Annotated in this window: 18 protein-coding genes; 17 read left to right on the top strand and 1 reads right to left on the bottom strand. The window is 41.7% G+C overall.

From position 1 onward, the window contains the following. Positions 1–126: 126 nt before the first annotated feature. Positions 127–1,050 (bottom strand): nuclease-related domain-containing protein, encoded by a 924-nt coding sequence (locus CGZ90_RS15390; RefSeq protein WP_165766880.1) that lies wholly within the window; start codon positions 1,048–1,050, stop codon positions 127–129. 573 nt (positions 1,051–1,623) lie between these two features. Between CGZ90_RS15390 and yhbH the strand changes: the two genes are divergently transcribed. The 17 genes from yhbH (at position 1,624) to CGZ90_RS15305 (ending at position 15,322) form a co-directional block, all read left to right on the top strand. Continuing rightward, the gene (yhbH, locus tag CGZ90_RS15385; protein WP_094253419.1) at positions 1,624–2,787 is read left to right on the top strand and encodes a sporulation protein YhbH; all 1,164 of its coding nucleotides are present in this window, start codon (positions 1,624–1,626) and stop codon (positions 2,785–2,787) included. 198 nt (positions 2,788–2,985) lie between these two features. Next, complete coding sequence (locus CGZ90_RS15380; protein ID WP_165766879.1) at positions 2,986–3,849, top strand: ComEC/Rec2 family competence protein; 864 nt, start codon at positions 2,986–2,988, stop codon at positions 3,847–3,849. An 84-nt stretch (positions 3,850–3,933) separates the two neighbouring features. Next, positions 3,934–4,587 (top strand): HAD family hydrolase, encoded by a 654-nt coding sequence (locus tag CGZ90_RS15375; protein WP_094253417.1) that lies wholly within the window; start codon positions 3,934–3,936, stop codon positions 4,585–4,587. Between the two features lie 50 nt (positions 4,588–4,637). After that, a complete protein-coding gene (locus CGZ90_RS15370) occupies positions 4,638–6,200 on the top strand; it encodes a bifunctional GNAT family N-acetyltransferase/carbon-nitrogen hydrolase family protein (RefSeq protein WP_094253416.1) in 1,563 nt (520 codons plus the stop codon). Positions 6,201–6,395: 195 nt separating this feature from the next. After that, positions 6,396–8,141, top strand: a complete 1,746-nt coding sequence (locus tag CGZ90_RS15365) for a phospho-sugar mutase (RefSeq protein ID WP_094253415.1) — start codon at positions 6,396–6,398, stop codon at positions 8,139–8,141. Positions 8,142–8,261: 120 nt separating this feature from the next. Further along, positions 8,262–8,525 carry a metal-sensitive transcriptional regulator gene (locus CGZ90_RS15360; RefSeq protein ID WP_094253414.1) on the top strand — a complete coding sequence of 88 codons (264 nt, stop codon included), beginning with the start codon at positions 8,262–8,264 and terminating at the stop codon, positions 8,523–8,525. Positions 8,526–8,710: 185 nt separating this feature from the next. Then, on the top strand, positions 8,711–8,878 hold the full coding sequence (locus CGZ90_RS20805) for a hypothetical protein (RefSeq protein WP_165766878.1): 168 nt from the start codon (positions 8,711–8,713) through the stop codon (positions 8,876–8,878). 65 nt (positions 8,879–8,943) lie between these two features. Next, positions 8,944–9,249: a rhodanese-like domain-containing protein gene (locus CGZ90_RS15355; RefSeq protein ID WP_094253413.1), complete on the top strand. Its 306-nt coding sequence runs from the start codon at positions 8,944–8,946 to the stop codon at positions 9,247–9,249. Between the two features lie 21 nt (positions 9,250–9,270). Continuing rightward, positions 9,271–9,843 carry a sulfurtransferase TusA family protein gene (locus CGZ90_RS15350; protein WP_094253412.1) on the top strand — a complete coding sequence of 191 codons (573 nt, stop codon included), beginning with the start codon at positions 9,271–9,273 and terminating at the stop codon, positions 9,841–9,843. A 1-nt stretch (position 9,844) separates the two neighbouring features. Continuing rightward, positions 9,845–10,240, top strand: coding sequence for a DsrE/DsrF/DrsH-like family protein (locus CGZ90_RS15345; RefSeq protein WP_094253411.1), 396 nt, complete (start codon positions 9,845–9,847; stop codon positions 10,238–10,240). A gap of 42 nt (positions 10,241–10,282) precedes the next feature. Further along, complete coding sequence (locus CGZ90_RS15340; RefSeq protein ID WP_094253410.1) at positions 10,283–11,410, top strand: MBL fold metallo-hydrolase; 1,128 nt, start codon at positions 10,283–10,285, stop codon at positions 11,408–11,410. Between the two features lie 46 nt (positions 11,411–11,456). Continuing rightward, on the top strand, positions 11,457–11,684 hold the full coding sequence (locus CGZ90_RS15335; protein ID WP_094253409.1) for a sulfurtransferase TusA family protein: 228 nt from the start codon (positions 11,457–11,459) through the stop codon (positions 11,682–11,684). Positions 11,685–11,772: 88 nt separating this feature from the next. Next, entirely contained in the window at positions 11,773–12,252 is a 480-nt protein-coding gene (locus CGZ90_RS15330; RefSeq protein WP_094253408.1) for a DsrE/DsrF/DrsH-like family protein, read from the top strand. Positions 12,253–12,283: 31 nt separating this feature from the next. Then, positions 12,284–13,063, top strand: coding sequence for a sulfite exporter TauE/SafE family protein (locus tag CGZ90_RS15325; protein ID WP_094253407.1), 780 nt, complete (start codon positions 12,284–12,286; stop codon positions 13,061–13,063). Between the two features lie 433 nt (positions 13,064–13,496). Next, positions 13,497–13,877, top strand: a complete 381-nt coding sequence (locus tag CGZ90_RS15315; RefSeq protein WP_094253405.1) for a YidH family protein — start codon at positions 13,497–13,499, stop codon at positions 13,875–13,877. Positions 13,878–13,947: 70 nt separating this feature from the next. After that, entirely contained in the window at positions 13,948–14,604 is a 657-nt protein-coding gene (locus CGZ90_RS15310) for a hypothetical protein (protein WP_094253404.1), read from the top strand. A 4-nt stretch (positions 14,605–14,608) separates the two neighbouring features. After that, positions 14,609–15,322 carry a cytochrome c biogenesis CcdA family protein gene (locus CGZ90_RS15305; protein ID WP_094253403.1) on the top strand — a complete coding sequence of 238 codons (714 nt, stop codon included), beginning with the start codon at positions 14,609–14,611 and terminating at the stop codon, positions 15,320–15,322. Positions 15,323–15,325: the final 3 nt, after the last annotated feature.

The following is a 15,325-nucleotide window of genomic DNA, read 5'->3' as shown; positions in this document are numbered from 1 at the left end:
CGCGTTCTACACATTTGCGGGCGCAAACCGTCTCGGCGCGGGCGCCTTCTGCCCAGCTGCGGGCGCGAACAGCTCATGCGCGGGCGCAAAACAATAATCCGCGGGCGTAATTCCGTTTTATGGAAATCAACCCCGTATTCTGATCGCATATTTGAGGCTGTTTCCTCTTCCTTCTGACTTGTAATTCATTTTTTTCAACAGCCTTTTTGTAATAGATGGAGACTGAAGCTGTAAGAAGTTTCTCGCCTGCCCATTGGAAATAAGACTAGAAATTAAAAGACCAAAATCATTAAATGCTGTTTCATGAGCTTTTGCATCGAAACAGCCGCAGCGCTGACATAACCAATAACCTTGAGACCGCTTCATAGGAAGCCCGAGACAATTTGGACATTGAACACCTGTAAGTATCTCACTAGCCTTTATTTTGTATATGTCCAAAATATCAGGGAAATGTTCGGTGTGATATTTTTGAAGCTGAGAAGAAACTTTTTTGAGTTCTTTTGCCGAAAGGATAGCATCTTGGTACTTTTTTGAAAACTCATCAATTTTTAAAGGAAGAATTCTTTTTCTGATCACTTTCAGCTTTAAGGCAGGATTGTATTTATCGGAGAACTTAATTATGGTTTGAGGGTTGGTGAAGACAACCAATGATTCGACGGGCAGCTGCTGCAGTTTCTTTTGTTTTAGCCAGTCTCGAAAATGATATTCCTGAATCAGCACTTGATTAATGGGATCGGGAAAGCACTCTTCAGTTCCATCCTTCTTATAGCGGATCATCTGATCGTGCATGTCATCAAAGTAAACTGTCCCAGAGATATTTTTGACTTCAATAATCAGCGCATATGTTTCAGTAAAAAGTAGTACATCGACTTGGAAAAAATGAAACCCGTTGTTCGTCATCCTTATATTAAACAACGTAATGTGGCCATTTTGCGGCAGCATTTTAAGTTCATATAGCAGAGAAAGCTCACCTTTATAACCCGCCTCCAGCCTGCCAAAATCACTTTCAATATTGGCCCAATTTGGATGAATATTTGGCGTTCTCCGCAAAAGTGCACCTGTCTGAAGAAGCTTTATTCCCGGTAAAGGCGGTTTTAGGATCATTCAGATTCCTCCATTCAATTTTATTCACCGTATCATTATCAGTATTAGAGGTCGAATGACGAAAAGAATGAATCTAAACCGTTTTATTATCAACTTTTAAATTTTGTTAAAGGAAACTTAGCGAAAATAGACATGCTTTGGAGTTCAAATGACGGATTTTATAACAAATTAGCTTGTTTTTGAATGGCGCGGCCGGCAAACTTTCACGTGCGGGCGCGTTCTACACATTTGCGGGCGCTAACCGTTGCTGCGCGGGCGTGTTCTGCCCATCTGCGGGCGCGAACAGCCAAAGCGCGGGCACAAACCACTATTCCTCGGGCGTAATTCCGTTATATGGAAAACACGGCTGCCAAAACAACCTTCCCCAATCTTGCTAAAATAAAGCAATTCTCCAGCGTTCCTGCATATCATAGAGTAACCAACCCTTTTTCGGACAACAATCCATGAGCGGAATGCAGCAGCTGAATTTTCTGGGGTTGATCAAAAATAGGCAGCATTTGCTGCGCTGGGGGGAAACCCATGAGTGAAACGTCTAAAAATAACTTCGTCGTCTCCCAGGAAAACTGGTCCCTCCACCGAAAAGGCTATCAAGATCATCAAAGGCATATGGAAAAAGTGCAGGAAGCCATTAAAAACAACTTGCCGGATTTGATTAGTGAGGAGAACATTATCCTTTCAAACGGAAAGGATGTTATTAAGATTCCGATCCGTTCACTGGACGAATACAAAATCCGATACAACTATGAAAAGAATAAGCACGTAGGCCAAGGTGATGGAGACAGCCAGGTGGGGGATGTTGTAGCGCGTGACGGGCGCGCCGCGCAGAACGGTCCGGGCAAAGGGAAAGGTCCGGCTGGGGATAAGCCAGGTTCAGATTATGCAGAGGCAGAAGTGTCAATCGCTGAACTTCAGGAAATGCTTTTTAAAGAACTCGAACTGCCGGATTTAAAACAGAAGGAACAAGACAACATTACTGTAGAAAAAATTGAGTTTAATGACATCAGGCGGACAGGACTGATGGGGAACGTTGATAAAAAGAAGACGATTCTTTCCGCATTTAAACGAAACGCGTTAGACGGGCGTCCAGGAGTCGCGCCGATCTATAACGATGATCTGCGCTTTAAAACGTGGAATGAAGTGACAAAGCCTGAATCAAAGGCTGTTGTGCTGGCGATGATGGATACCTCCGGGAGTATGGGGATTTGGGAAAAGTACATGGCACGAAGCTTCTTTTTCTGGATGACACGCTTTCTTCGGTCAAAATACGAAACAGTCGATATCGAATTCATTGCCCATCATACAGAAGCGAAAGTCGTGACTGAAGATGACTTTTTTTCAAAAGGCGAAAGCGGCGGTACAATCTGCTCATCCGCATATAGAAAAGCACTGGAACTTATTGAAACGAAATACAATTCTGCCCGCTATAATATTTATCCTTTTCATTTTTCCGACGGAGACAACCTGACAAGCGATAACGCACGGTGTGTGAAGCTTGTGGAGCAGATTATGGAGCATACGAATATGTTTGGATACGGTGAGGTAAATGCCTATAACCGCCATTCCACATTAATGAGTGTATACAAAAACTTTAACGACCCTAAATTTCAATACTACATTCTAAAAGAAAAAGCAGATGTGTACCATTCCATGAAGCATTTCTTCAAGAAAAAAGAAACCGTATAGAGTATATTCAGAGATACCTTCTGGGGTACGGTACCGCACATTAGAAAAAAGCCTTATTAAAGGGTTAAAGTCGTTCGAGTACCGTACCCCATAATAGCCCCATTATAATCCCAGCATATCCGCCATCCATGTATTGGATGGCGGATTTTGCTGTTTTTTACATATAACTAAAGAAACGGATTGGGAGGAGCGGAGCGTTTGAATGGTTCAGCAGTAAAGAAGGTTGTTGCAATATTGGTTCTGGCTGTGGTTTTGGCTGCCTCCCCGAATAAAGCGGAAGCGGCGTGGTTTGAGCCGTTAAGCATCCACTTCATTGACGTCGGGCAGGCGGACAGTATTTTAGTGAGGGCACCGAACGGGGAAAATATGCTAATTGATGGCGGGGATGAAAACGATGCGGATACGATCATTAATTATTTGAAGAATGAAGGCATCACGCATTTGGACATTGTTGTTGCGACACATCCGCATCATGATCATATCGGTTCTTTGGATGATGTAATCAAGGCGTTTCCTGTGAGTCTCGTCTACATGCCGAACCTGCCATATGATACAAAATATTATCATGATCTTTTCCGCAACATCAGCGAAAAGCAGATTCAGGTTGAACGTGCGAAGTCAGGGGTAACCTTCCGGATGGGTTTTGCCGTTAAAGTAGAAATGCTCGCGCCGCGTGCGGCTTACTACAAGTATATAAACGATTATTCAGCAGTAATAAAAATCAACCATGGAAGAAATGATTTTCTATTAATGGCTGATGCGGGAGCAGAGGAAGAGCGGGAACTGCTGCTGAAAAAGAAGGATAAGATTAAGGCCGATGTAATAAAGATCGGCCACCATGGGGCAAACACTGGAACGACGATGAAATTTCTGAAAAAAGTGAAGCCTAAAACGGCAGTTATATCGGTCGGCAAGAACAACCCGTATCATTTTCCTTCAAAAGATGTTCTATCCCGGCTCGAAAAACAAAGGGCCACAGTGTACAGAACGGATGAACTTGGATCAATCATCGCGATCTCAAACGGCAAGAATATTCATTTTAAAACAGACGGTATTCGATAGGCAGAGAAATCCATCTGCCTATTTCTTGCGCTTTTTGCTGTAAAACGCAACAATAATAGACAAAAACCTTTAGGGGGAAAAGTAATGATAAAAGCACTCATCTTTGATTTTGACGGCACGATCCTTGATACAGAATCGCAGGAATATCAGGCGCTGAAAGAAATTTTTGAAGATCATGGCTGTGAGCTTCCTCTTGAAGTCTGGGGAAAGTGCATTGGTACTCATAACGTGTTTGATCCTTACGAATACTTGGAGGAACAGTACAAACAGCCGGTTAACCATGATGAATTACGGGAAAAGAGAGTTAACAGGTCACATAGCCTCATTCATGAGCAAGAGGCTCTGCCAGGAGTAATCGCTTATCTCGAGGCAGCAAAAGAAATGGGACTTAAAATCGGGCTTGCATCAAGTTCTACCCGAAGCTGGGTAACTGGGCATCTTGAGAGAATCGGACTGCTTCATTATTTTGAAACGATAAAAACGTCAGACGATGTCGAGCAGGTTAAGCCGAATCCTGCACTTTATGTGGAAGCTGCCAAAGCACTCGGAGTGAAACCAGAGGAAGCGGTCGCGTTTGAAGATTCGCTGAACGGAGCAAAGGCCGCAAAAGCAGCGGGCATGCACTGCGTGGTTATTCCAAATCCGGTCACTAAACACATGAATTTTGATGAAATGGACCTTGTACTTGAGTCGCTTGCAGAAAAAGAGCTGCATCAGTTGCTGTCTACTTTTAAATAAACAGTAGAAGCCCGAACAGATAAACTTTATATGTAAAAGGAGTGGCAGAATTGAGCGATTTAGATGTTTCTAAATTCGAGAAAAAAATGGAGCTAAGAAATATTCAGTTTGAGGACATAGACGAGATTCTGGCGATGCAGAAGCTTTGTTTTCCTAACAGCATGGAGCCATGGAAAAGAGAACAGCTTGAAAGCCACCTCAGGATTTTTCCGGAAGGACAGTTTTGCGTAACATATGAAGGGAAGATTATCGGAAGCTGCTCGAGTCTGATCGTGAACTTTGATGAATATGATGATAAGCATACATGGGATGAGATCACTGACAAAGGCTATATTACAAACCACGATCCGGAAGGCTTTAACCTTTATGGCATCGAGGTAATGGTGCATCCTGACTACAGACGCATGAAAATTGGAAAACGCCTTTATGAAGCCCGCAAGGAACTGGCGGAACAGCTAAACTTGAAGAGCATCATTCTTGGCGGCCGTATTCCAAACTATCATAAGCATTCGGATGAGATGTCTCCGAGAGAGTATGTAAAAGAAGTTATTCAGCACAATATTTATGATCCAGTTCTCACCTTCCAGCTGATGAATGGTTTTACAGTTATGAGAATCAACAAACGATACCTTCCAGATGACAAGCAATCCGATGCTTATGCAACGCTGATGGAATGGAACAACGTGGATTATATCCCGAACAACACGAAACGCCACTTTAAAACGAGCGAACCGGTGCGAATTACTGCCATCCAATATATGATGAAGACGATCAGCTCGTTCGAAGAGTTCGCGACACAGGTGGAATACTATACAGACGTTGCTGCAGACCAAGGATCGGATTTTGCTGTGTTTCCAGAGCTTCTCACTACACAGCTGCTTTCTTTCGTTGAGGAAAAAAGCCCGAGCCAGGCGATCCGAAAGCTTACTGAATTTACGGAGCAGTATATTGAACTGTTTACAAAACTTGCGGTCCGCTATGATGTGAACATAATCGGAGGTTCTCATTTCATAGAAGAAGAGGGCAATATTTATAATGTGGCTTACTTGTTCAGGCGCGACGGAACGATAGAAAAGCAGGACAAGCTGCACATTACCCCAAATGAACGCAAATGGTGGGGAATCAGCCCTGGCGACAAGGTACGGGTGTTCGACACGGACTGCGGAAAGATTGCGATTTTAATCTGTTATGATATTGAATTCCCAGAGCTGCCGAGAATTGCGGCAGATATGGGTGCGAAAATCATCTTTACGCCTTTCTGTACTGAGGACCGGCAAGGTTATATCAGGGTACGGTACTGTTCACAGGCGAGAGCTATAGAAAATGAAGTTTACACGGTGATAGCAGGAACAGTCGGAAACCTCTCACAGGTGGAAAATATGGATATTCAGTATGCGCAGTCGGGTATTTTTACTCCGTCAGATTTTGCTTTTCCGCGGGACGGAATTGTCGGAGAATGCCACCCGAATATCGAAACTGTCGTAGTCGGTGACGTGGATTTGGAAATATTGCGCAGACAGCGTAAGACGGGAAGCGTTACGCCGCTAAGGGACCGTCGTCTCGACTTATACCGCGTTGTACAAAAAGATAAAAGCCAAGCCGGCAGAGACTGACAAAGTCTCCCGGCTTTTTTCTTGCCCATTAACTATTTTCCGGGAAATATATATTCTATTCGACAGCATGTTTTAATCCATTGTGTTAACTATTATAATAAAAAGGTATTTAGTGAAGGATCGGCACGTTTAAAGGAAGGAAATACCCATTTCTTAAAGAATAGTACATAAAAACACACCATGAGGAGGAGAAAAATGGCTTGGAAAGAAGCATACAGCAAATGGAACTCAGCAGCAGAGCTTGATACAGAGGTGAGAGCTTGGCTCGATGAAGCATCTCAGGATGATTCTCAGCTTGAAGAGTGTTTTTATAAGTCATTAGAATTTGGTACTGGCGGAATGCGCGGAGAAATCGGACCTGGAACAAATCGCATGAATGTTTATACTGTACGAAAAGCATCGCTTGGACTCGCCCATTTTATAAAAGAGCAGGGAGAAGAAGCGGCAGCAAGAGGTGTGGCTATTGCTTTTGATTCCCGTTTTAAATCGCCAGAGTTTGCGATGGAAGCAGCTAAAACTTTGGCATCGAACGGCATCAAAGCTTTTGTATTCGAAGGTTTAAGGCCGACACCGGAGCTGTCTTTTGCGGTTCGTTTTCTGAACGCTTATGGCGGGATAGTTATCACGGCAAGCCATAATCCTCCTGAATACAATGGCTATAAAGTATACGGACCTGATGGCGGCCAGCTGCCGCCAGCTGAAGCAGATCAAGTGATTGATAAAGTTAACGCCGTAGATAATGAATTAGCGATATCTGTCCGTTCTGAAGAAGAGCTGAAAGCGGAGGGCATGATACAAATGATCGGAACTGAAATTGATGAGGCTTACTTAAACGAGCTTATGAGCATCAGTCTTAATCCGGAAGTGAATAAAGAGCTGCACGATATGAGCATTGTGTTTACTCCGCTTCACGGAACAGCGAATGTGCCGGTTAGGGAAGGACTGAAGAGGCTTGGGTTTACGAACGTAACGATTGTTAAAGAGCAGGAGCAGCCTGACTCGCAATTTTCAACCGTAAAATCGCCAAACCCTGAAGAGCATGCGGCATTTGAGCTGGCGATTCAATATGGCGAAAGTCACGGAGCGGAGCTTCTGATGGCGACCGATCCGGATGCTGACAGAGTCGGCATTGCTGTTAAGAATCATGATGGCGAGTACACGATCTTAACAGGAAACCAGACAGGTGCTTTAATGCTTGAATATATCCTGTCAGAGCGGAAGAGACAGAACATCCTTCCTGATAACGGCATTGTGCTGAAGACAATCGTGACATCAGAGCTCGGCAGAAAGATCGCTCAGCATTATGGGATATCAGCTGAAGATACCCTGACCGGTTTTAAATTTATCGGCGAAAAGATGAAGGAATATGAAGAAACGGGCGAGCATACTTTCTTATTCGGATACGAAGAAAGCTATGGTTCTCTTATTGGCGGATTTGTCCGGGATAAAGACGCCGTTCAGGCATGCCTGCTGGCTGCAGAAATGGCTGCTTTTTATAAAAAACAGGGAAAAACGCTATATCACGCAATGACAGACATTTATGAGAAATATGGCTACTTTATTGAAGGGCTTGAGTCATTAACGTTGAAAGGAAAAGCGGGAGCAGAGCAAATTGAAGCGTTGCTCTCCAGTTTTAGAACAAACTCTCCTTCTGAAGCAGCAGGCACAACAGTTGCTGCGGTCGAGGATTACAAAACACAGGAACGCGTGGACTCGATTAAAGAAGAAAAAACAGCGCTTGATCTGCCGGTCTCCAATGTTTTAAAGTATTTCCTCGCTGACGGTTCATGGTTCTGCATCCGGCCTTCTGGAACAGAGCCTAAAGTGAAATTTTATTTTGGTGTAGAAGCGAAAACGAAATCGGATAGTGAAGCACAGCTGGAGTCATTAAGGAAGTCTGTTATGGACATCGTACATGAGAAAATGGCGAGCGCGGTATAATAGAACAATGGAAGAGAAGGTATTAAAGCCTTCTCTTTTTCATAACAAATATATGTGTTTGACAACGTGGACAACATAAGGTAATATACCCCTATAGGTATTTAAAAAGGAGGTGCTGTTATGGAATATACAAAAGAAATGAAGAATCGCCTGAGAAGAATTGAGGGTCAGATTCGCGGAGTGCTGCGTATGCTGGAAGAAGAAAAGGATTGTAAAGATGTCATCACCCAGCTTTCGGCTTCAAGGACGGCGATCGACCGGACGATCGGTTTGATTGTCGGCACCAACCTGGAGCAGTGCCTGCGCGAGCAAATGGAAAAAGGCGATAATACAAATACTGATTTCGTAAAAGAAGCAGTTCAGCTTCTTGTGAAAAGCAGATAAAGAATCTGTTCGAACCAATGGGTTGACAGATTTTCTTTTAGCATATAATATACCCCTATAGGTATTTTGATGAGGTGATAATGTTGATAATCACACCAAAAGCTAAAGAGTATTTATTGAAAAAGAACAAAACATCAGTCAGAGTGTTTATGGCTGGTTTTGGCTGAGGCGGACCCCGCTTAGGTGTGGCTCTGGATGAGCCGCGTAAGAATGATGTTATAGAAACAGAAGAAAATATTACGATTGCATTAGATCCTGCGATAGCTCCATTTTTGCAGCAGGCAGCACTTGATGTGCAGGAGTTTCTATTTATGAAGCAGCTGACGGTTGTTTCAAATGTTAGTTCATGTTAAAAAAATTTGGTTAGAAATATACCTATATGGGTATGTAAACTTAATTATAGGAGGAGATATTAATCATGTCAGCTATCAAAACAATTTCACCATTCGAAGTCGATAATAAGCTGAAGGAAAATAAACAGCTTAACATTATTGATGTAAGAGAAGACGATGAAGTTCGAAACGGGATGATTCCCGGCGCAAAACACATCGCACTTGGCACGATTCCTGAACGTCTTAATGAACTCGATCATTCCACAGAGTACATTATGGTGTGCCGTTCAGGTAAGCGCAGTGAAAAGGCTTGTGAGTATTTGCAGCAACAAGGGTTCAACGTTACAAATATGTCGGGCGGAATGATGTTATGGCAGGGAGAAGTTCAATAATAATTCAGGAGGTAATTTGGAATGATTAAAGTAGACCAAACATTGGATTGTAAAGGGTTATCATGCCCGATGCCGATCGTTCGTACGAAGAAAGCGATCGACCAGCTTGAAGCGGGACAGGTGATCGAGGTCCAGGCAACAGATAAGGGATCGCTTGCTGATATTCAAGGCTGGGCACGAAATACAGGGCATCAGTACCTTGGTACAACAACGGAAGGCGATGTTCTGAAACACTACCTGCGCAAATCGGATCCAAACGAGGTAAAGGAAGAAACTAAATATCCTCATGTGATTCAGAACGAAGAGCTTGCTCAAAGACTTACTGACAAAGAAAATATCGTTGTTCTAGATGTAAGGGAGCCTGCAGAGTATGCGTTCAAACGTATACCAGGAGCGGTATCTATTCCGCTTGGAGAGCTTGAAGGAAGACTGCAAGAAATTGATAAGAATAAAGAAGTATTTGTGGTCTGCCGTACAGGGAGCCGCAGTGACATGGCATCACAGCTCTTAGCAGAAAACGGTTTTGAGAACGTGAAAAATGTTTTACCCGGAATGTCGGAATGGAACGGTCCAGAAGAAGAGGGAGGAAAATAATATGGCAAACAGAACAGCAATTATCGCAAGCAATGGCAGCATGTTTGATGCTTATAAAGTATTTAATATTGCTACAGCAGCAGCGTCTGCAGATTATGAAGTCACGATTTTCTTCACATTTGAAGGCTTAAATTTAATTCATAAAGAGGCTCATAAAAATCTGCCGATGCCTGCAGGAAAAGAACATTTTGCTGAAGGCTTCCAGAAAGCTAATGTTCCTTCAATCGAAGAATTAGCTCAAATGGCAGTAGAGATGGGCGTAAAGATTATTGCGTGCCAGATGACAATGGATGTCATGAATCTCAAAAAAGAAGATTTTATTGACGGAATTGACGTTGGCGGGGCTATGATGTTCCTTGATTTTGCAAAAGACGCTAACATGACACTTACATTCTAAAGAAAAAATTTTCAGGAGAAATATACCACGGGAGGTATCGGAATGATTAAACCAATGACAGCAAAGGAAGCTGCATCAAGAGTATTAGACGGGGAATTGTTTATCCTTGATGTGCGTAACGAAAGTGATTATAAGGATTGGAAGATTGAAGGGAAAGGTATTCAATCCATCAACAGGCCGTATTTTGACCTTATCGACGGTGTAGAGGATGTACTGGAACTTCTTCCAAAGGGGAAGGAAGTCCTTGTCGCTTGTGCTAAAGAAGGTTCATCTCAAATGGTCGCAGAAATGCTCGATGAAGCAGGCGTAGAGGATGTGTACTACCTTGAAGGCGGAATGAAATCATGGAGCGAATATTTAAATCCTGTTAAAGTAGGCGATTTGAAGGACGGGGGCTCCATTTACCAGTTCAACCGAATCGGTAAAGGATGTTTGTCTTATCTTGTTGAATCAGGCGGAGAAGCTGCAATCATTGATTCAGCAAGAATGACGGATGCATATGTAGATTTTGCGAAAGAAAACAACCTGACAATCAAGCACTTGATTGACACTCACCTTCATGCTGACCATATTTCTGGCGGCCGCAAACTTGCTGAAGCAGCAAACGGCACGTACTGGCTTCCTGAAAAAGATGCTGGTGAAGTAACGTTTGAATATGAAAAGCTTGAAGACGGAAAAGAAATCGTTGTTGGAAGCACGAAAATTGCGATCCAGCCTTTATACAGCCCTGGACACACGATCGGAAGCACAAGTCTGATTGTTGATGATCAATACTTGCTTTCAGGAGACATTTTATTCGTTGATTCTATTGGACGCCCAGACTTAGCAGGCAAAGCTGAGGATTGGGTTGGCGATCTTCGCAATACTCTTTACAACAAATATAGCGAGCTTTCCAAAGATCTTATCGTTCTTCCTGCTCACTTCGGTAAGATAAGCGAGATCGATGAGAAAGGTATTGTTCAGGCTAAGCTTGGAGTACTTTTCGAGCAGAATGAAGGCTTAAAGATCGAAAGTGAAGAGACGTTCCGCAAGGCAGTTACAGAAAATCTTCCGCCGCAGCCGAACGCGTATCAGGAAATTCGCCAGACGAATATGGGGCAAATCAACCCTAATGAAGATGAGCAGCGTGAGATGGAGATTGGTCCTAACCGCTGTGCCATCACTGAATAATTTTTAAAACAAAAAAAACAAAACAATACTCAGGAGGTATTTTATTATGAATTCAACACAAGTTTTAGATACTAAAGGTTTATCATGCCCGATGCCGATCGTTAAGACGAAAAAGGCGATGGATACTTTAAACAGCGGAGATATTTTAGAAATCCTTGCAACAGATAAAGGAGCAGTAAATGACTTAGCTGCTTGGTCGAAATCTTCTGGTCATGAGCTGCTTGATCATAAAGAAGAAGATGGCGTATTCAAGTTTTGGATTAAAAAAGGCTAACTAATATAGGGTGGAGGGTATGTGAATGCCCTCTTTTTTTCAAAAATAATAAATACCCATAGGTGTATGGGAAGAGGAGTGTTGAAAAATGGAACAGCAAAATAAATCAACAATGGTTGTATTCAGCGGTGATCTTGATAAAGCGATGGCAAGTTTTATTATCGCAACAGGTGCGGCTGCAATGGGGAAACAAGTTACAATGTTCTTTACTTTCTGGGGATTGAACATTCTGCGTAAAGAAGAATACGTAAAAGTTGAAAAATCATTCATGGATAAAATGTTTGCTAAAATGCTTCCAAGAGGACCAGAGAAGCTGGGTATTTCTAAGATGAACATGGGCGGACTAGGCGCAAAGTTCATGAAGAGCACGATGAAAAAGAAGAACATCGTAACACTTAAAGAATTGATCGAAATGGCTCAAGACTTGGACGTTAAGATGGTTGCTTGTACGATGTCGATGGATGTTATGGGAATCACGAAAGAAGAATTAATCGATGGTCTGGATTATGCAGGGGTTGCTTCTTATCTGGCTGATGCAGATGAATCTAAGATTAACTTGTTTATCTAGTTTTTACTCGAAGTAAAAGAGGTGAATGTATATGGACATCGGATTTATTATCACTATATTTTTAATCGGATTTATAGGTTCATTTATATCAGGAATGGTTGGAATTGGCGGATCGATAATCAAGTACCCGATGTTGTTATATATTCCAGTAATGCTGGGATATACAGCATATTCTGCGCATGAAGTCTCAGGAATCAGTGCAGTCCAGGTATTTTTTGCTACAATCGGCGGAGTCTGGGCTTACCGCAAAGGCGGCTACCTTAATAAAACACTCATTATTTATATGGGTTCCGCAATTTTAGTCGGAAGCTTCCTTGGAGGGTTCGGTTCTAAGGTTATGACGGAAGGACAGATAAACATTGTATATGCAGTGTTAGCTACGATTGCCGCTGTCATGATGTTTGTTCCGAAAAAAGGGATCGACGACATTCCGCTCGATCAAGTTAAATTTAACAAGTGGCTTGCTGCAGCATTAGCCTTTATTGTCGGTATAGCTGCAGGTGTAGTTGGTGCGGCAGGTGCATTTATCTTAGTTCCAATCATGCTTGTTGTGCTTAAAATCCCAACCCGCATGACGATTGCTACATCATTGGCGATCACGTTTATCTCTTCTATTGGAGCTACCATCGGTAAGATTACTACTGGCCAGGTGCTGTTATGGCCTGCGGTGATTATGGTCGTAGCAAGCTTAATTGCTTCTCCGCTTGGTGCGAACTTCGGTAAGAAAGTGAATACTAAAATTCTTCAATATATTCTTGCAGGACTAATTGTAGCAACTTCAATTAAAATTTGGATGGATATACTAGGGTAAACATGCACGTATTCATCCTCTTTTTAATCATTCTTTTTTCCGTCTTGTATAGCAGCAAAAGACATCCGAAAAGTATTCCTTTCAGACCTTCACAGCTTCATGAGAATGATAAATTGCTTTTAGACGTTAGAGATTATATAGAAGCGCATCAGCATCCATTGAATGTAGGGCAATGCCACATTCCTTTAGCATACTTGAAGAGAAACTTCAGTGAAATTAATCAAAAAGAACTTATCTTATTAGCTTCTTCGCTGCGTGAAGTTTCAGTTGCTGAAAGGTTCTTACAAAGGAAGTCCGTTCGGGTTGTTGGATATCATATTGTTTAAAATACCGTTTATCTAAGCGGTATTTTTTTTGTAAGGATGAAGAATTTAAATCTAGGGAAAATGAAATAACAAATATGAACGTACTTTTAGTTTAAGGAGGGGTTTTCTTGAAAGAAAAAAGAATACATGAATCCGCTGATGAATCTAAATATATCCAGCAGCATCTCGCTAATGAAAGAACCTTTTTGGCATGGATAAGGACAGCTATTGCTCTCGCAGGTATCGGATTTGTCATAATTAATTTGCATTTTACTTTACTGGAGAAATCATCAACCGCCCAGGATGATGCGGTAGTTGCGGCGGGGGCGGTCTCATTTGCCCTGGCAATCGGTACGATTCTATTTGCGGCTTATGATTTTATTAGTAAAAGAAATCAAATCAATACAGGGAAATTCCGTTCGCCGATAAATATCGTATTTGTTATTTCAGGAACTTTATCAGCTGTTATTATGCTCTTGTTAGTGAGTTATTTAATTTATCTATATTAATAAATATTAAATCCTTCTCTTTATACATTCTTAACATTGATTTGATTAGCTTTTGAAGAGGAGGTTTGAGATGGAATTTATACAGATCGGCAGCATTCCTTTGCTTCTTGAACATTTTTATTTATTTCTAAGTATGATTAGCAGCCTTTTAGCAGTCTTTTTATGGGGACGCCTAAAGTCCGGAAAAACTCCATTGTTTTTCAATGACTTGGCAAGAGGATACATTCATGCATTTATCTTTTGGAAGTTGAGTCCGATCATTTTTTCATTTTTTTCTGTATGGGAAAACCCTTTATCCCTTTTATTCTTCATCGGAGGCAGTAAAGGATTGGTTTTAGCCGGTATTTACTTATGCATATTTGTACTGTTACTTCTTAGAAAGAACGGAAAAATATTAGAACTGCTGGCTTGGACGATAATTGGAGTAACAACAACCATTTCATTTTCCATTTGGCCATTGATTCAAAAGGGACAAATCACTCAATTCTTTATTTTGACAATGCTGCTATTCCTTTATTTTATTTGGACCTTTTCAGAAGAGAACTCAAAGCAAATTGTATTCAAAGCGGCAGTGATTCATATAGCAGGTATAGTTATCAGCCCGTATTATTCAATCCCGTCTTTAGGAACAGGATTACATGTCTATTTTCTGCTGAGTTATATAATAATTTTTCTTGCTTCTTCATTAAATCTTAACACTGTGATAGAAGAATGGAAGTGGAGGTGAAAAAATGGAAAATGTAACAATTGTATTTGCTCTGACTGCTGGTTTATTATCTTTTTTCTCTCCATGTATTTTCCCGCTTATCCCTGCTTATGTCGCTCATTTAACAGGAGGCGATATTAGGGACGGAAAAGTGCATATGGAGAAAAAAACAGTTATGGCTCGTTCCATTCTTTTTATTTTAGGATTTAGTTTAATTTTTGTATTGATGGGTGCGTCAGCAAGTGTGGTCGGCCAATGGTTTGCTCAATATCGAGAATTTGTTGAAAAAATAAGCGGACTGCTTATTATTGTATTTGGATTTCAAATGCTTGGCTGGCTCCAATTAACGTTTTTGATGAAAGAGAAATCTTGGGGAAATAAAAGTAAATCCGACGCCAATCCAATTCGTTCCTTTCTTTTAGGTTTAGCCTTCGGATCAGGATGGACACCGTGTGTTGGATTAGCGCTTTCTTCCATATTATTGATGGCTGGCTCAGCAGATACAGTTAACAGCGGCATGCTTATGCTCTGGGTATACTCTCTTGGATTAGGAATTCCATTCTTGTTTATTTCTATTACTGTTACGTATTCCTTTGCAGCTGTAAAGAAAATAAACAAATGGCTTCCTAAAATTTCTAAAGTTAATGGAGCGATTATGGTTGGGATGGGGCTTCTGCTCTTTACCGGCCAAATGCAAAAAATAAGCTCCTGGCTTGCTTATATTTCGGTTGCTCCATAATTT

This window comes from Fictibacillus aquaticus (genome assembly GCF_002245695.1).
GTDB classification, from domain to species: Bacteria; Bacillota; Bacilli; order Bacillales; family Fictibacillaceae; genus Fictibacillus; species Fictibacillus aquaticus.
This window is presented reverse-complemented; position numbering and strand designations above follow the sequence as displayed.